Raw genomic sequence first — 17,501 nt, forward strand, 5'->3', positions numbered from 1 at the left:
CGTTATTATCATTTTAGGGACCATTCCACTGCACTTCCCTTCCCCGCCATCGCAAGATGCCGGGGATTTTTTTGCATGAGGACAAATCACCAACTTCAGCCAGCCTTACAAGATGCCGCGCACCAGCGGGGAGAGGATCAGCTGTTCACCGGCTTTTTGAGTAACTTACGTTGCAAGGTACGTCGATGCATGCCTAGCTGTCTCGCCGTGGCCGACACATTGCCCTTGTTGGCCGTGAGCACTTGCTGAATATGTTCCCACTCCACCCGTTTCGTGCTCAAAGGCGCCTCATCGACCCCCTCATCGGTGAGCAATGACGCGCAATTATTGAGTACATTCAGCAAGGTTTGGGTGTCCGTTGGCTTGGCTAAATAGTTATCGGCGCCTAAGCGAATAGCTTCCACTGCGGTAGCGATACTGGCGTACCCCGTTAACAACACCATCACCACATCGGGTAAGGAGCGCCTTAACGGCAAGATTAAGGCCAAACCATTGTCTTCGGCCAATTTCATATCGAGCAAGATATGACTAGGTTTAAACTCACGGGCACACAACAGGGCTTCGGTCGCATCATGAGACTGGCGACATTCAAACTCATGCTTACTCATGCGCCGCGCTAAAATGGCCGCCAAGCTGCGGTCATCTTCGATAATTAATAAGCGTTTCATTGCGCCTCCGGTAGCGGAAGATACACCTGAGCGACAGCCCCGCCATCAAGATGGCTGCCGAAAATCAAGCGGCCACCGAGGCGCTCAAAACTGGCATGACTGAGCAGCAAAGCCACGCCCATCCCTTTGGGTTTATCGATAATCTTATGCCCTAATTGGGTGAGCAACGAGCTGGGGATCCCGGGGCCAAAGTCACGTACCGCCACCACAAGTTCATCACATTGGTATTGCAGTGACAGCGCAACGCGCGCTGGGCCACCTACCTCTTCGCTGGCTCGCGCGCCATTTTCTATTAATGCCAGCAGCGCTGGCAGCAAGCTGGCATCGGCGCGCAGTTGCTCGTCGCCGCGACAATCTAAGGTTGAGATGCTCAGTTCGATACTGGGTAACAGTAAGCGCACTTGTTGTTGTAAGCTTTCAATTAACGTATTGATTGAGATGTAGTTAAATTCACCAGCACGTATCGACTCGGTCGCCAAACGAAGCTCGGCTAGGGTGGTATCACACACATTAAGCGCCGCTTGCATCTCATCAAGTGTCACCTGGCTGCCAGTGGATTCTTCATCTAATTCGTCGACCAACAGCCGCAGACTCGCCAGAGGTGTGGCGAGCTGGTGCGCCATTTGCGCCGAGGCGGTACCCAGTGCCAGCAGCCGCTCTTGGCGCAGCTGCGCCTCTCGCATATAGGCCAGCTCGGCATCTTGGCGCCGCAAACGTTTAGCCAAAAATGCCACACTGGTAGTGAGTACCAGTGAAGAGATCACAAAATTAAACCACATCCCCAAGTAGTGTGAGCTCATGTCCATACCATGGTGCTGCATCTCCCCCTGAGGCAGAGTGAATAACATGGCGCTATACGCTAAGGTCGATAATAAGGCCAGCGCCCAAGGCGCCCATTTGGGTAATAAGACCGCGGCTATCGCGATGGGGAGCAGCAATAGCGAGATAAAGGCATTGGTCGCACCACCGGAAAAATAGAGCCAAGTGATCCACAGTAAGGTGTCGATAAGTAAAGCGATAAACAGCCCTGCATCACTATTAAACAATTGTTTTCTTAGGTAGAAGGTAAAGCCGAGGTAGAGCCCCTCAATGATCAACGCCAAATTAAGCGCCGGACTGTGCAGCGATAATCCAAAGGTGTCGGCCAAAGCGAAGGTTAAACATAGTTTGAGTACGAGACCCATCAGTCGCAGCAGCGCCAGTTGATCGGCGGCGCGGTATCGTGAACTGGCTAGAGAGGGCACTTGAGTTCCTTAGCTGAGGTGGCCGCTGCGCGGCGACATTGCATCAATCCGTAAGGGCTATTTTAACGCGTTTAGGCCACTTATCGCACCGTTTATCCTCAAAGATGTGAGCTTAACAGCCCCCTTCACGGCCAAAAAACACCTCATATCAGCGAGCCGCATCAAGCGGGCTAGGCATTCACCCGTTAAAGCTAACTTAAGCGGGCTCACTACCGGGTTTAAGCATAGGGCAGTCGGCGCCGAGCACCATTTTGATGGCATTAGGCACTACCTCAAAACGAATGTCAGTGGTGGTGATCGGCTCGCCATCGAGGTTAATTGGCATAGGTGACTTTGCGCGCCAACGGGCCGCCGTGTTTTGAGCATATATTGCATATTGATTATCGTCTTTGGGTTGACGAAACTCATCAATCACCTGTGATAAGGCCTCTAGCGGAAAATCATGCAGGGCGACTAAATCGAGTAAACCATCGTTAATATAGGCATTGGGCGCTAACACCTGGCCGCCGCCCGCCTGACGGCCGTTACACACGGCGCCCAGTAACAACTGCTGTGAAGCGCTCTGACCATCAATAATAAATTCACCTTCATAGGGTTTAAAACTCAGCGCTTGGATCAGCCCAGATAAGGTATAGGCTCCGCCACCGAGAAAGTTTTTTAACGCCGCTGGCGTCGTCGAAGTCACCTGCGCACCAAAACCGCCACTGGCGATATTGATCAAATGGGTATCGTTAGCTTTAATCGCATCGATCCAAAAGGCATCGGCGCTTAATGCCAGTTGCAGCGCGGTCTCTGGTTCATCAGGAATGGCGCAGGCGGCGGCAAAATCATTGGCGGTGCCTAAAGGCAAAATCGCCAGTGCTGGACGTGAGGTTTTAGGGTGGGTTAACAGCGCATCGACCACCTCATTGACCGTGCCATCACCACCGGCAGCCACCAGTCGCTGGCAATTATCACCAATGGCGTCATCGACTAAGCGTGCCATATCGCCGGCCTCATAAGTCACGCGCACCTCAATATCATGCTGCTCGCGTAAGTTATCTATCGCCAATCGCAATGGCGCTAACTGGGCTTTTTTACCATTTAATAAGATACGGATCTTCACTTTGGCCTCCACCACTTACCTATAAGCACTCATTGTATGATGCCCAATTTAACGAAAAGATAAAACACGCCAGCTAAACATGTACGGTGAAACAAGGTTAATGTTAAACATTTGCTGGGTTGCTACTGACGCGATATTCTCAAGCCTCAATCTGATATTAGGCATTAGCTCAAGCGCGCTCAACACCCTCTGATACTCAAGACCGAGCAAGGCGGTTTTATCAAAGGTCGTAATGATTGCTGTAAAAGTGCCAATAAAAAACAATGTGTTATCGACAACAACCAGACTCGCATGGTAGAACTACAAGCAAGATATCGCTTAGTTGAGTCTACAGGGCCGGTGTTTTATCACTGTGATGCTCCCCCAGCCAAAGAGGTGCTGGTCACCTATTTTGACACTGAGCCCAATAGTCTGATTGCCCAATGGGGTGATAGCTCATTGATGACCATTGAGCCTAGCGGCAGCGGAGCTCGCTACCAAGGGGGTAATGAGCAATTTGGGGAACATCATGGCCAAGCCAGTATCACATGGGGCTACAACGCCACACCGATGCAGTGCACCTTGATAAAATAATGCCGCTCGATAAAAACATTAACCTAATAACACAAGCCGATTAAGAGGTGAAATGCGCACAGCTAAAGGTCACAATCGATTGAGGCAAGCTTAACATGGCAGTCACGCTCCCCTTACTCTTGGCCGGTCCGATGCTGCGCCACTGCGATAGCGATAATATCTGTTTACTGTTTGTCGCCAGCAAGCCCTTATCCGCACTGACGCTGACATTGGCAGAGGTGGAATATCCGCTTGGAGCCGACGAGGTCACTCAATTTAAATTGGGCGAACACGCCTATCAATATATAATCCACCTCTGCAGACCTGAGCTCAATCCCAGCGAACAGCTGATTGAATATGGTGTTTCCACCCCTACCGATGGCGACCTATTTGGTGTGGTTGAGCAGCTATATTATCCGCAGCAGCAAGCGCCGCAATTTGTGGTAAAACCTGCAATAGATAAGCTATTACACGGCTCTTGTCGCAACCCCCATCACCATAGTGGTGACAGCTTAGTGGCTGCCGATACTTTGATGGCAGCAGACAACAGCGTGACCTCGCGACCCGCACTGTTAATGCTCAGTGGCGATCAAGTCTACCTCGATGATGTCGCAGGCCCCATGTTATATGCCATCGGCAAGACCATCGAGCTGCTGGGGCTGCGCGATGAGCAGTTCCAGCAAGCTTCGCTGACTGACAGCAAGCACATAAGCTACCAGCCGGCGTCTATGTATCAACGCCACAAAAACATATTGCCGCGCACCGAATATCCTGCGGCGACCGCCATCAGCCGTTGGTATATTAATCACCCCATTTTTACCTCGTCGATCGCCGAAAATCACCTCACCAGCTTGGCCGAAGTGATCGCTATCTATCTGCTGTCTTGGTCACCCGAATTATGGGAGTTAATGGATATTCCTAAGCAGGTTAACGGCTTGTCACCAGCCAATAGCGCTAGATGGCAACGAGAATGGCTTCACCTACTCGAGTTTAAAGCGGGCTTAACCCAAGTCAGGCGCCTGCTGGCACACCTGCCCACTTATATGATCTTCGATGATCATGACATCACCGACGACTGGAACCTCACCGCCAAATGGGAGCAAGCAGCCTATGGCCACCCTTTCTCTAAGCGGATCATCGGCAACGGCTTAATTGGCTACACCCTGTTTCAGGGGATAGGCAATCAACCGGATAAATTTAAAGCCGACATAGTGCCTCAACTGAGTGCATTTTTAGCCTCTCCCACAGAGAGTCAACACGATGAGCTCATCGATACACTACTGCACTTTGACCAATGGCATTACCACCTCAATACCAGCCCTAAACTCATGGTACTCGATACCCGCACCCAACGCTGGCGCAGCGAGTCAAACCTAGCCAAGCCTTCAGGCTTAATGGACTGGGAAGCCCTGATGGAGATGCAGCAGCAACTGGTGGGGCAAGACAAGGTGATTATTGTATCGGCCGCCCCGATCTTCGGGGTTAAATTGATTGAAGCCGTGCAACGCACCGCCACCTGGATAGGCGCGTCGCTGCTGGTCGATGCCGAAAACTGGATGGCCCACCCAGGCACAGCCAACACCTTGCTGAGCATCTTTTTGCACCGCAAAACACCCGAGCAGTTTGTGATCCTATCGGGCGATGTGCACTACTCTTTTGCCTACGATATTGGCATTCGCTTTCGCTCGATGAGCCCTAATATTTATCAAATCACCTGCAGTGGCATTAAAAATCAGTTTCCTGAGAAGCTATTGCCCCTGTTTGATAAATTCAATGGTTGGTTGTATGGCCACTTTTCACCTTTAAACTGGCTGACAAAACGCAAACGCATGTCGATTCGCGGTAGGCGCCCTAATGGCGTTAATAGCCAACGACTGGTGAATAAAAGCGGCATAGGCTTAGTGACATTTACTGATAATGGCGCACCAGAGCGTATTAGCGTGCTGCATGCCGACATGAGCGAAACCGAATTTAAACCACCAAAGCAGACAAAATAAACGGATTGCAGCACCGCAGCTAACAGCCCTGTGACCTTGTTATCATCCTTTGATAATGGGTTCGCTAAAGGGTAAATCGGCCAATTGAATATCGATATGCCGGCCACTAATAGGATCGCTAAATTGCAGCCGCTGAGCCAGCAACTTTAACGGCTGAGCAAAGTTATCCGCCGCCTTTGGCAATAAAGTGGGATAACATCTGTCATTACAAATGGGCATGCCTAAGCTGTGCATATGCACTCTAAGCTGATGGGTTTTACCCGTAATGGGCGACAGTTCAAATCGGCCCATCCCCTTTTGCACCTCAACCAAGGCCACCTCTGAATGGCTATTGGCCTCTCCATCAGTCACCTGCATCATAAATGATGGCTCACTTTTCACCAGACGATTTTTTACCGTCCAGCGCAAGGGGCTCGCTAACTTACCATCGCTATATTGGCGCGCCAATACTGGGGTTAAGGGCGCTAAGGCTTGGTAGGTTTTAGTGATCGCGCCATCACGAAATAGGCCATGGTAGGCGTCGCGATACTCTGGCTGCTTAATCAATAGCACTATGCCCGCTGTAGCCCTATCAAGCCTGTGAGCTGGGACTAACTGCGGCTCATGGGTAGCGATTCGCAGCCGATTGACTAAACATTCATTGATAAACTGCCCACTGGGATGCAGCGCTAAAAAGTGCGGTTTATGGGCGATGATAATACGTTCATCTTGATACAGTATCGACTCGCTAAAAGGGATGCAGGGCTCTTCGGCCACCTCGCGATAATAATACACACGTTGCTTGGGCCGATAGGCGCTATCGAGTTCGATAGGTTGACCATCTTGCCAATGCACCTTCCCTTGACGCACCCGTGATTGCCATTCTTGGGCCGAAACTTGCGAAAAATGCGCGATTAAAAACGCCACCACAGTGGCGGGCGCCAAAGGATGGTCAGGGAGTACGATATATGAGGCTTGGGATGCGCGAATCATGATGCTGGCCAATAAATCAAAATGGGCGTCATAATAACAAAGATAGCGCCAAGGGGCGCTATCTAAGCCAATTGCAGATTAAATGTTGTGATTGACATGAGATTTAATCAGCTCAAGCACAAAGTCCATGGTTTTGTGACAATCGGGTTGATTAACTAACACTTGCTTGTCGCGGTTATACAGAGGCAGCACCTCTAACCAACGCTGACTCACCCAGCTGGCATCTTCGAGGTGCAGATCTGAGTAGAGTTCAAATAGGGCAGGATTGACCTGATAAAATTGCGCTAATGCGGCACTGATCAGCTCAAATTCGCCTTCAATTGGCTCCTGTTGCCAATTATTACAGCCTAAAGTACGCGCTATCCAGTTGCCATCTTTACGCTGGCTGGCCGATAAGATTTTTACTCTTTGCTGGCCTTCGAGTACAACGCCCAAACAACCGTCATCGAGTAGGTTAAAGTCGATAATCTCACATTGAGTCGCGATGGTGTAACAAGGGGGGATGCTGTCGGTTTTTGCCATGCCAAAGGCTAAAGCATAATGCCCTTTAAGTACCTCAGCTATCAGGCTTAATCCAGATGGCCCTGCCACTCGGATCTCGACTCTGCCAGCGGGTAATAACAGTTCATCACGAATGATAAGTGCCATTTCTTGCATTAACATAGCAGCCTCCTCGCCCTTGGTCGATGTTTGCAAAACCGAGCATAATGAAGGCTGCAAACGATTGACTAGGAACAATAATAATAAAGTGTAGCAGTTGTTGCCATTACTGCTTTATACGTCATTATTGCATTGGCTAGACCATGCCAATCTCACTATTTCTTCCGTTAATGATTAGACCTGACTTGAACAGATTTGGTTTCACGCCCCTTAAAACTAATCATTAAAATGGCTCAATAAACCGCATAATATCACCACTTTTCAACACATTATTGAAGTCGTCGGCTAACACCTCACTGGCCGCTAAAACCTGTTGCCAATACCGAATTCGCTCATCACTCGGCAGGCGAGCAAAGTCATTTCTGTCGGGCAATTTGCCATAGGGCAGTTGACGGATATAGGCCTCACTTGGCACTAAGATCAGCGCATTATGGTAGTTTTGCCGAGCACGGCGCCAGGGCAAAGATTTATCAAACCACCCAGGTAATATCTGGCTGTAAAAATGGGGATACAAGGTTAGTCCCTCACTATCTTCTATCGCCAAATCAAAATGATAATCTGTAATACCGCCATCGTAATAATGCCCTTGTGGCGCGCCCTCTATTTGAGTCACAGGTGCTAACACCCAGGGAATCGATCCTGTAGCCTGCAGCACTTGCGCTAAGTTAGTTTCGGTCAATGCTAGGTGCTCTGTTGGGAGATCGGTTAAGTGTAAAAAGGGCGATTTCGCCGCCGCGTTACCAAATACCATGCGCTGAAAATGCAGCCCTAAGGTCTTGCGACTGACCAGATTACTCAGCGCCGTGGTCGCAAGACCAGCCCCTAGGGCCAATCGACTGGGCAGGCGATTTAAATGCCGCGCCTTACAGGCGATAAAATGGCTTTTAATCATCGGATTATCGACAATATCTTGCCCAGCATTATCGCCTAAAATCGCCTTAATAATGGTTTGTATCTGGCGGGATACCTCAACAGGCGTCGGCTTAACATCATAACGCTGCTCAATATAATGTTGTTCGAGCCGAGCATAGGCCGCGAGCGGGTCGTGCTGTGCCATGCAGGCCAGACGCCACGCCCCTGACGAAGCGCCTAGGGTGTATAGCGGTGTCTGTCTGGCCTTAAAAAATTGCGTGAACAGGGTTTTGTCTAGCCCAGTAATCCCAATCCATTTGGGGCCGCCAGACGCCGCTAGCACACGAGTAAACAGCGCGGGATCAAGCCCATGTTTGGCAATCGTGCGATAGGCACTGGGGCCGGCTAAAAACCGTAATTGAGACAAGTTATTTTCCTTGTTTAATGTCATCAACTCACTCCTTATCCTAAGGAGCCTATGAAGTTGGCTATGATAATAAAATATAGCGGCAGTGGGCAGCCAGCATTTGTCTAAAATGGCCTGTAAATAAGAGATAGAATATAGCGTATATTAACAGCCCTAAGCTAAGCCTTATGCTAACCACTGGCAAAACAAGAGATTATCGTTACGAGTAAACCCTTTGTGCTAAGGCAACGTATTGCCATGGCATGATAAACCATCAGCGCAGCAACAAAAAAGGAAGCGACCCAAGTGACAGCCAAGCACGAGCCCACAACCTCATTCACCGCCGGCCTAAACAGATGTTGTTTTTAACGCAGCGCGTCAGTATGCCCGCCAGAATCACAGGCTTACTGGCGTTACTTAGTCTGTTCACTCTGGGCTGCCAGCCCAGGCAAGATGCCGATGCCGTATGGCAAGATTACAGCAAACGGCTCGAGACCGTGCTCAATCAGCCCTATCCAAGCGCACCATTGAATCCCATGGCCTTACCCAAGACTGCAGCTTATCAAGCAGACACCAAAACCCTCTCTATTTTACAAACACTTAAGCTTAATCACTGCGCGCTTGGCCAACTGATTGCCGAGCGCAATAGCGCTTTAGGTAAAGTGGCACCGGCGAGTCAGCGGCTGATCTACCATATTCGTTTTATCCAACTTGCCCCCAAGTGCATTGATACATTAGACGATGCTGACCTCATCGACACACTGACATTAGGGCTTGAACAAAAACAGCAACAGGCACTCACAGTGTTTAGGCAGATGCTAACGCGCGATATCAGCGTTAAGAAAAGGCTGTTTATCGGTTACGACTCACTGACCCTAAATGAGATGCATAGCGGACGAGTGGAGTTTGAAAGTGCACTGAGCCAGCTCAACAACATCAAAGAGCAGATCATCGCTCACTCGTGGCAACAGATCGAGATAGATAATTTAGAGCAAACACTAGCGATTTTTCATCGCCAACCACTGCTCAACCAATATCTGCGCTCACTTGCATTGAGCGTATCTCAACTAACAGCAATCAATGACTACCTATTTAACTATCAAACGCTCGCCGCCTGCCGCCTTGGCCACGCCAATCGGCAACAAGAGATATTGCAAAACTTGTTTCACAAATATTATCTAGGGCAAACCCAGGCTTATCTATCCCAACTAAACCAACTGCATTACCGCTTAAGTCAGCCGATGCAACGCCTGTTTGATGGCAGTGTTTATCAAGACTACATCGAGCATCATTTCTCCGAACAGCGCCATGCCCTGCCCGCACAACTCAAGCAGCAGATGCGCCGACATGTGCAGTGGTGGCAAGATTTTAGGGCCTCGTGCGATATCCCACCGCCCGAGCCACAACAAACGCTATCCCACTAACAGCCAAGCTTGCTAAACTAGCGCTTCAATTAACTTGTTTGCGTAACCGTCATGATAGTAGATAGCCTAAATAACATTGCCCTGTACGCCTCACTGAGCCCAAGATTGGCCAAAGCGCTGCAACACTTAGTCGAGACCGACTTTACTCAAGCCGAGGTGGGCACCTATGAGCTCGAGGGCAAAGATCTGTTTGTCATCGTTAATGACTATGAAACTACCCCTAGAGAACAAGAATCTTTTGAGGTGCACCGCCGTTACATCGACGTGCAATATGTGGTCAGTGGTGAAGAGGAGTTTGGCTATCTACCACTGGCGGATCAGACTCCATCAAAACCCTACTTCGACAAACATGATTACGCCCAGTTTGATTATGAGTCCAATAAAGCTAATGCTGCCTTTATCCCCTTAAAAGCGGGGATGTTTGCGCTGTTTTTTCCGCAAGATATTCATATGCCGGGCACGCTAGCCACACCTAAAGCGGTAAGGAAAGTGGTTATAAAAGTCGGTATTTAATCTCGCAGCGACAGGCATAAAATAAAGCCACAAAAAAGGGCACAGATGATGCGATCCTGTGCCCTTATTATCGAGATCCCACAAGACTGATTATGAGTCTTCGGGTAAGCCTATATGCATATGGCCCGACTTATAGTCTATGGTTAACACAAAGTGTTTCAGTACATCATAGCCCACCAGCCCCTTGATATTCTTACCCTTGATACGAGACCCTCCACTGTTACTGCGACCCGAAACCGATGCTGTTTGTCCCTCTCCTGGTACTGTCACTAAGACATTTTCAACTGTGTATGGCCCAAACTTCATCTTAGGCAACCGAAAGCTATCGACCAGAGCAATGCTATTGGCACCACCTGTGACCCCCGACTGAGAACCGTAAAGCTCAAGCCAGTTATTGTCCGTTACTAACATGCGCTTTAAAAATAGTCCGCCTGCATTACCGGTATCGAGGACAAGCCAAGGGTTTTCATCGCCATCACCATTAAGCTCAACTCGAACAATTGGTTGCCCCGTCCCTCTGTCTATCTGCATCGGTATATTTTCGAGTTTAGCTAAATCCACACTGCCTCTTTCGAATAATCTCATCCGGCTATTGGGGTAATCAATCTGAAATATAAACTTATCTAATAGACCAGCACCGAGTAACAACTGCACCTCATGATGGCCAATACGCAGACTCGCTAACTGATCAAACTCGATGGTTGCCCCAAACAAGGTCACAGGGACATTATTATAGAGCTGGCGTTTCTCAGTGCTGAACACCCCTTGAATATTAATCTTGCCACCTTTATCGAATTCAAAACCATGGCGATTAATAAAGCTTGTGTTAATCGCATTGCCTTGAGCGCCACTATCCAAAATGGCGCGACCTTCTATGCCATTAATGCTCACTGGCAAATTGATGTGGCCATTGATAAGTTCAAAATCAACCCATTGGGTGACGGCAAAGGTATTAAAAGAGGCAATCAAACAGAGCATACCAGCGAGTTGTCGAAGCGAGGCGTACATCAATCATCCTTAATTTAGTATAGTTATTAACCAGATAACCTATTCAATAATACTATAACTGTCAACGCCACCTTTTATTCAAGGTGACTCAGTAAACGCCTATACCAATCGGGCCATCCTTGGCCCGATTAAAACCATAAGGTTTACTCACACTAGCATAACGTTATTACGCCTTATCATCTTTAGGTCTGCGATCTTGATACAGCCAGCGATAGAGGGTCGGCAATACCAGCAGTGTCAGTGCTGTTGAGCTAAATAGGCCACCGATGATCACCACAGCGAGTGGCTGTTGAATCTCACTGCCCACACCAGTCGAGAGCAGAATAGGAATAAGGCCTAACGCGGAAGTGAGCGCCGTCATCAATACCGGGCGAAGCCGCCCGACAGTGCCTTCGTACACGCAGGCATAAAGCGGCTCACCCGCTGCGCGGCGCTGATTAATCGAATCCACCAATACCACACCATTAAGCACTGCCACCCCAAACAGGGTGATAAACCCAATCGAGCTTGGCACCGACAGATAAGTGCCGCTGAGATAGAGCGCGACAATACCGCCAATCAAGGCCAGGGGTACATTGGCCATAATCAGCGCGACCTGCTTAATAGAGCCAAATGAGAAGTAGAGCAGCAAGGCGATCAACCCAATAGAGATAGGCACCACCAGCATCAGTTTTTGCTGCGCGCGCTGCTGGTTTTCATACTGCCCACCCACCACGACGGTGTAGCCTGGTGGCAACTCGGCTTGGGGCACTATGGCATAAATATCATCGACCACTGACCCCATATCGCGTCCCGATACGTTAGCTTGTACCACGACGCGGCGCTGCACATCATCGCGGCGGATATTGGGCGGCGCCATCTCAACCAACACATCGGCCACCTCGCCAAGCCGCACGGTCGCACCATTCACCCCATTAAGCAGCAGATCCCGCAGCGCATCAGGCGCACTACGGTACTCTGATGCCAAACGCACATTGATATCATATCTGGCGTTGCCATCGATCACCTGCCCAGCACTCGCGCCGCCCACTCCTTGGCTCACAAGGCTCATCACCTCATCGACACTGATGCCATAACGGGCTAACACGTCACGCTTAGGACGCACCACCAACTGCGCCTCACCAGAGACTTGCTCCAGCGACACATCAACCGCGCCGGGGATCTGCATCACCAAATCACTCAGTTGTTGGCCTTTTTGCGACAATACCGCTAAATCTGGGCCGAACAGCTTAATGGCAAGCTGCGCCTTCACCCCAGACAGCAACTCATCTACGCGAGTGGCAATAGGCTGAGAGAAGGTAAACAGCAGGCCCGGATAGACACTCAGCTTTTGCTCCATTAGCCGCTGCAGGGCAAAGCGATCGCTCGCCGATTGCCACTCCTCCAGCGGCTTGAGACCAATATAGATCTCAATATTACTCACAGGCTCAGGGTCGCCGCCCAGCTCCGCCGCGCCAATGCGGCTTAGCGCATATTCCACCTCAGGAAATTGCATTAAGATTTTTTCAAGCTTAGGCGCGACCTCAAGCGAAGTGCCAAGGCTGGCGGTGGGTGCTAAGGTAACGCGCAGATTGATGGTGCCCTCCTCTAATTCGGGCACAAACTCTGTGCCTAGCCTAGGCAGCAGCGCCATGCTTAAGGCAAACATCAGTATCGCGGTTAATCCCACCACTTTAGGGCGCGCCATGGTGACGGTGAGCAGCTTGCGATAGAGGGATTCAATCGGTTTAAGCAACACGCTTTGTCTCAGTTTCACCCCCCGTTTGAACACTCCCGGTTGAAACAAGATTACCGCCAGAGCTGGCACCACAATCAAGGCCACCAACAAGGCCGATATCATAGCTAAGATGATGCTGACCGCCATCGGCTGAAACAGCTTGCCCTCAACCCCTTCTAAGGCAAACAGCGGCGCAAACACCACAATAATAATGGCGGTCGCAAAAAAGATAGGCCGACACACCTCTTTTGCCGCCAACATGACCCTAATGGCAATACCGCTATCCGCGCCTTCACTATCTCGGCCTTTACTAAGATCGTCTTGATTGGCATGGTACGGATCACGCTCACCTCCTGCTCTAGCCTGTGCTTTGGCTAAATGACCTCTATCTGGCTGGGTAAGATGTTTAAAGATGTTTTCCACCATCACCACCGAGCCATCGACCAGCATACCAATCGCCACGGCGAGGCCGCCTAGTGACATTAAATTGGCCGACATGCCAAAGTAAGCCATCACCATCAGCGCCAAACCAATCGACACAGGAATAGACAACAACACCAGCAAGGTAGCGCGCAGATTGACCAGAAACAGCGCTAAAATCACCACAATAAACACGAAGGCCATTAGCAGGGCATCGCGCACTGTGGTGACCGCTTGCGCCACTAAATCAGCCTGATCGTAAAACACCTCAAACGACACGCCATCGGGCAAAGCTTGCTCGATTAGCGCGCGTCGCGAGGCAATATCATCTATGGTCGCCTTGGTATTGGCTCCCATGCGTTTTAACACCACGCCAGCCACCACTTCGCCTAAGTGTTGCGCTTGCCCAGCGTCATCGCGGCGCGTCATGGTGACCGCCCCCACACGAATTTCACTGCCGTAATCCACTTTGGCAATATCACTTATCCGAACTGGGGTTCCCGCCACTTCGGTCAGGGGGATTTGCGCAATGGCTTTGAGACCCGCATCGCCCGCGGGCAACATACCGTAACCGCGCACCACCAGTTGCTCTTGGCCTTGTGCCATAAACCAGCCACCGGCATTGCGGTTGTTGCTCTCAAGCGCAGCGGTTACCTGTGCCATATCAAGGCCGTAACTGCGCAGTTTGTTGGGCTCTATCTGCACTTGATATTGCCGCACTTCACCGCCAAAGGAGAGCACATCGGTCACCCCAGCCACGGGCATCATCAGCAGCTTCACTAAGTAATCATTCAGGCTTCTCAGCTCATAGGCATCGATGCCAGAACCGGGTTCGGCGCGTAAAATATATTGATAAATTTGCCCTAATCCCGAGGTGTTGGGGCCAATTTCGGGCACTCCGACTCCGCTAGGGATCATCTCTCTGGCCGCTTGCAACTGCTCAAACACTTGCTGGCGAGCAAAATAGATATCCGTGCCTTCATCAAACACCACAGTCACAATAGACAAGCCCGTACGCGACAATGAGCGCACCTCTGTGACCGCAGGCAAGGCGTACATCGCCGACTCGACGGGGTAACTTATTAGCTTTTCCACCTCTTCGGCGGCTAAGCCTTCAGCTGCGGTATTGACCGTCACCTGCACATTGGTCACATCGGGAAAGGCGTCGAGATTGAGCTTAGGCAGTACCACCACACTGGCGACAATGGTCCCTAGCAGGGCCAACACCACCAGCAGACGATTGGCTATCGCCGTATCGATTAATTTTTGTAGCATAGCGAGGATCCCTTAATGATTGTGGATATCAAAGCCCGACTTGGCCTGTTCGGACGCTAAGAAAAAGGCCCCCGAAATCACCACCTGAGTCTCAGGACTCAAGCCACGCACTAAGTTCATGCCCCGTTGACGCTCAACCACCTCAACTTCTCGCGCCTCGAACCCCTCATCAGTGGCGACAAACACTTGCCAGTCACCATCACCGCCCCGGGTCAGGGCTGCATCGGGCAGCACCACGCCGGTAACGCTATTGTCGGCCAGATAAATTTCGGCAAATTGCCCGGCATGCAGTACATGACCAGGATTATCGAACGCCACCAAAATTTGCTCGGTGCGCGTGACGCTATTGAGCTCATGGGAGCGGCCGATGATCTGCGCCTCTATGCTATGGGGGCCCACTTTCACCAGCACATTGCTGCCCACCGTCACTTTTTCAGCCTGAGTCGGTGTCACTTGAGCCTCAACCCAGAGGTGTGACTCATCGGTAAGCTGCATCAAGGCGGTGCCGCCAGCAAAAACTTGACCTAACATGGCCACATCTTGCTGTACTCGCCCCGCTATTGGCGCTAACAGTTGGTAGCGGCCAATGGTGTCTGGACGAGATGCAAGCGCCTTAATTTGACCATCCGTCATTTTTAACGCTTCAAGGGTCGCCCGCTTAAGCTCGGCGTCCACCTGCGCCTGCAAGCGACGGCTGGCACTGACGGCGCTTGGGCTCATGCGCTGTACCCGGCTCCACTCAGCGGCGGCATTGATATACTCCGCCTGCGCCTTGGCCACGGCGGCGCCGCCTAGGGTCAAAATGGGCTGCCCTTGCTGCACTTCTTGCCCTGGCACTACATGCCGCTTAAGCACCCGCACCTCAAGTTGTGGCGCCAAGGTGATAGTGCGATTACGGTCCACTACTAAGGTGGCAGTTGCCACCGCCTCTAAACTAAAACTTTGTTTAGAGAGCGATACCACCTTAATGCCGGCAAGCTCTCGCTGGGCGGCGCTAAGCACAATCCCGTCGCTATGCTCGGCTTCGTCCTCATCATGACCATGGGCGTTATCGGCCTCGCGATGCTCTGGCAGCTCGCTTTGGTGGTCGTGCCCCACTTCGCGGGCGTCATGTGGGCGCTCGAGGTCGCTGGCTGCGCCGTGATCATGGCTGTCACTGGCAAACGCGCTGGCTGACAAGCCTAATAGTGTGGTAATTGATAGTAACTGTGCGGCCTTTATTAGCCTTGCGCTTAGCGTCACGCCTTGGGTCGTATTGATTTGCTTATTCATGTTATGTCGTCCTAAATTCACTTAGATGCTTGGGCGTGCGCGGGCAGACTCAACTGCGCAGTTAAATAGTGCTCTAACTGGCCGCTAGCCCCCATCCAATCGAGCCAAGATTGATACAAGGCCGACTCCAATGACAAACCAGCCAGATAACTACTGGCCAGTTGACGCTGGCTCTGCAGGTAATCACTGGTGCTAATGTCACCGGCCTGCCATTGCTGACCTAACGCATCGGCAATACCGGCACTGGAGCTCAGCACCAATTGGCGCCACTGCTCATAACGTTGTTGTAATCGCGCAAAGCTGAGTTGAAATAGCTGCTGCTGTTGGCTAATGACACGCACTTTAGCCAGGTAATTTTGCTCCGCCACAACGACCTCACTGCTGGCAACAGCATGGGTGTCGCGGTAGTTATTGCGCAGGTGTAATGGCACCGACAGGCCCAAAGTAAACTTATTGTCGTCACCTTCGCGTTCGGCGCCAAAGCTGATGGTGGGATCGGCGGCGGTATCGGCCTTCACTTGCTCTGCCGCCCATTTGGCGAGCATCACTTGTTGATATGCCCCCTTGAGTGCTGGCAGCTCGGGCGTGACCTCTGAGCGGATGACATAAGGCGTGTCATCGACGCTGAGCGCAGCAATAAAGTCATTAAAAGCAACTGAGGGGGTGCCCACGAGCATCAACACCTTAGCGTCGGCCGCTATGGCATCTTGCTCTACCATGGCATGCTCTGCGGCGCGGCTCGCCAGTTCAAGCTGAATAAGTTGATGTTCAGCTTGTGACAACAAGCCTGCCTGCAACTGCTGCTTGGCAATAATGAGTTGCCGCTTAGCCGCATCGAGCTGCTGCAGTTGAAAGTGCAAGATCTTGCCCTGCCGTCTTTGCTCGACAATAGCCAAGAGCAATTCAGCCAACGCCTGACTGCGACTTAGTGCAACGTCAGAGCGCAATATTTCAGCTTGCAACATGGCGGTGCGCGTTGCGGCGCCGCGTTTATCACCCCAATCTAAGGTTTGGCTTATCCCTATGCCATAGGTCTGATCTACGCCGTCTTCATAACTGACATCTAACGCGGGGTTATAGACGGCGTTGTCGGCCGCCAGCATCATTAACTCAGCCTGCTTGAGCTTGGCTTGCTGCGCCTTGATCTGTGGCAGTTGATTAAACTGTTGTAACAACTCTGGTAACCAAGCCTGAAACGGGGGGGTACTGCTATTGATTTGCGCCAACGCGGGCGCAAAACTTTGTGCCCCACTGGGCAGAGCATGCACGACTGGGCCACTACAGCTGGCCAAAAGTAGCGCCGCGATAATACTTTTTTGCATCGCAATTCCTAGTATTGAACATTCGATCCAGCCACCGCGCCATATGGCGTCCATCCACGCAAGGTCAAAGCGGGGCAGCTAAATAGGGTGTCAA

Annotated in this window: 14 protein-coding genes; 4 read left to right on the forward strand and 10 right to left on the reverse strand. The window is 51.0% G+C overall.

The genetic code is table 11. The features are described from left to right. Window positions 1–137 precede the first annotated feature (137 nt). The 3 genes from AC0VXX_RS15270 to yegS all read right to left on the reverse strand — a co-directional run bounded on the left by AC0VXX_RS15270 (window position 138) and on the right by yegS (window position 3,017). A complete protein-coding gene (locus AC0VXX_RS15270; RefSeq protein ID WP_475514957.1) occupies window positions 138–668 on the reverse strand; it encodes a response regulator transcription factor in 531 nt (176 codons plus the stop codon). Further along, window positions 665–1,912: a sensor histidine kinase gene (locus AC0VXX_RS15275; protein WP_475514958.1), complete on the reverse strand. Its 1,248-nt coding sequence runs from the start codon at window positions 1,910–1,912 to the stop codon at window positions 665–667. Before AC0VXX_RS15275 ends, AC0VXX_RS15270 begins: the two co-directional genes overlap by 4 nt. Window positions 1,913–2,108: 196 nt before the next feature. Then, entirely contained in the window at window positions 2,109–3,017 is a 909-nt protein-coding gene (gene yegS, locus AC0VXX_RS15280) for a lipid kinase YegS (RefSeq protein ID WP_475514959.1), read from the reverse strand. A gap of 291 nt (window positions 3,018–3,308) precedes the next feature. Here yegS and AC0VXX_RS15285 point away from each other — a divergent pair, with 291 nt between their 5' ends. Together AC0VXX_RS15285 and AC0VXX_RS15290 are read left to right on the forward strand one after the other, a co-directional pair. Further along, entirely contained in the window at window positions 3,309–3,590 is a 282-nt protein-coding gene (locus AC0VXX_RS15285) for an MliC family protein (protein ID WP_475514960.1), read from the forward strand. A gap of 95 nt (window positions 3,591–3,685) precedes the next feature. Next, window positions 3,686–5,566, forward strand: a complete 1,881-nt coding sequence (locus AC0VXX_RS15290) for an alkaline phosphatase D family protein (protein ID WP_475514961.1) — start codon at window positions 3,686–3,688, stop codon at window positions 5,564–5,566. A gap of 42 nt (window positions 5,567–5,608) precedes the next feature. Here AC0VXX_RS15290 and AC0VXX_RS15295 read toward each other — a convergent pair whose 3' ends face one another. From AC0VXX_RS15295 to AC0VXX_RS15305, 3 genes are all read right to left on the reverse strand, one after another. Further along, window positions 5,609–6,538, reverse strand: a complete 930-nt coding sequence (locus AC0VXX_RS15295) for a pseudouridine synthase (RefSeq protein WP_475514962.1) — start codon at window positions 6,536–6,538, stop codon at window positions 5,609–5,611. Window positions 6,539–6,616: 78 nt separating this feature from the next. Continuing rightward, window positions 6,617–7,201: an LON peptidase substrate-binding domain-containing protein gene (locus tag AC0VXX_RS15300; protein WP_475514963.1), complete on the reverse strand. Its 585-nt coding sequence runs from the start codon at window positions 7,199–7,201 to the stop codon at window positions 6,617–6,619. A gap of 220 nt (window positions 7,202–7,421) precedes the next feature. Beyond that, complete coding sequence (locus tag AC0VXX_RS15305; RefSeq protein WP_475517050.1) at window positions 7,422–8,477, reverse strand: patatin-like phospholipase family protein; 1,056 nt, start codon at window positions 8,475–8,477, stop codon at window positions 7,422–7,424. A 242-nt stretch (window positions 8,478–8,719) separates the two neighbouring features. Between AC0VXX_RS15305 and AC0VXX_RS15310 the strand changes: the two genes are divergently transcribed. Both AC0VXX_RS15310 and AC0VXX_RS15315 read left to right on the forward strand, forming a co-directional pair. Then, on the forward strand, window positions 8,720–9,880 hold the full coding sequence (locus tag AC0VXX_RS15310; protein WP_475514964.1) for a DUF3080 family protein: 1,161 nt from the start codon (window positions 8,720–8,722) through the stop codon (window positions 9,878–9,880). A 51-nt stretch (window positions 9,881–9,931) separates the two neighbouring features. Continuing rightward, window positions 9,932–10,393, forward strand: a complete 462-nt coding sequence (locus AC0VXX_RS15315) for a NanQ anomerase/TabA/YiaL family protein (RefSeq protein ID WP_475514965.1) — start codon at window positions 9,932–9,934, stop codon at window positions 10,391–10,393. A 90-nt stretch (window positions 10,394–10,483) separates the two neighbouring features. Here AC0VXX_RS15315 and AC0VXX_RS15320 read toward each other — a convergent pair whose 3' ends face one another. From AC0VXX_RS15320 to AC0VXX_RS15335, 4 genes are all read right to left on the reverse strand, one after another. Continuing rightward, window positions 10,484–11,401: an aspartyl protease family protein gene (locus AC0VXX_RS15320; RefSeq protein ID WP_475514966.1), complete on the reverse strand. Its 918-nt coding sequence runs from the start codon at window positions 11,399–11,401 to the stop codon at window positions 10,484–10,486. Between the two features lie 166 nt (window positions 11,402–11,567). Further along, entirely contained in the window at window positions 11,568–14,813 is a 3,246-nt protein-coding gene (locus tag AC0VXX_RS15325; protein ID WP_475514967.1) for an efflux RND transporter permease subunit, read from the reverse strand. Window positions 14,814–14,825: 12 nt separating this feature from the next. Further along, window positions 14,826–16,085 carry an efflux RND transporter periplasmic adaptor subunit gene (locus AC0VXX_RS15330; protein WP_475514968.1) on the reverse strand — a complete coding sequence of 420 codons (1,260 nt, stop codon included), beginning with the start codon at window positions 16,083–16,085 and terminating at the stop codon, window positions 14,826–14,828. A 17-nt stretch (window positions 16,086–16,102) separates the two neighbouring features. Then, complete coding sequence (locus AC0VXX_RS15335; protein ID WP_475514969.1) at window positions 16,103–17,407, reverse strand: TolC family protein; 1,305 nt, start codon at window positions 17,405–17,407, stop codon at window positions 16,103–16,105. Between the last annotated feature and the right edge of the window lie 94 nt (window positions 17,408–17,501).

The sequence above is a fragment of the Shewanella sp. QJM3NY_23 genome (assembly GCF_056173105.1).

Bases quoted from the DNA above. Each gene is read 5' to 3' on its own strand.
- AC0VXX_RS15270 (WP_475514957.1), bottom strand. From the start codon at position 668: ATGAAACGCTTATTAATTATCGAAGATGACCGCAGCTTGGCGGCCATT.
- AC0VXX_RS15285 (WP_475514960.1), top strand. From the start codon at position 3,309: ATGGTAGAACTACAAGCAAGATATCGCTTAGTTGAGTCTACAGGGCCG.
- AC0VXX_RS15290 (WP_475514961.1), top strand. From the start codon at position 3,686: ATGGCAGTCACGCTCCCCTTACTCTTGGCCGGTCCGATGCTGCGCCAC.
- AC0VXX_RS15295 (WP_475514962.1), bottom strand. From the start codon at position 6,538: ATGATTCGCGCATCCCAAGCCTCATATATCGTACTCCCTGACCATCCT.
- AC0VXX_RS15300 (WP_475514963.1), bottom strand. From the start codon at position 7,201: ATGTTAATGCAAGAAATGGCACTTATCATTCGTGATGAACTGTTATTA.
- AC0VXX_RS15310 (WP_475514964.1), top strand. From the start codon at position 8,720: ATGATAAACCATCAGCGCAGCAACAAAAAAGGAAGCGACCCAAGTGAC.
- AC0VXX_RS15315 (WP_475514965.1), top strand. From the start codon at position 9,932: ATGATAGTAGATAGCCTAAATAACATTGCCCTGTACGCCTCACTGAGC.
- AC0VXX_RS15320 (WP_475514966.1), bottom strand. From the start codon at position 11,401: ATGTACGCCTCGCTTCGACAACTCGCTGGTATGCTCTGTTTGATTGCC.
- AC0VXX_RS15325 (WP_475514967.1), bottom strand. From the start codon at position 14,813: ATGCTACAAAAATTAATCGATACGGCGATAGCCAATCGTCTGCTGGTG.
- AC0VXX_RS15330 (WP_475514968.1), bottom strand. From the start codon at position 16,085: ATGAATAAGCAAATCAATACGACCCAAGGCGTGACGCTAAGCGCAAGG.
- AC0VXX_RS15335 (WP_475514969.1), bottom strand. From the start codon at position 17,407: ATGCAAAAAAGTATTATCGCGGCGCTACTTTTGGCCAGCTGTAGTGGC.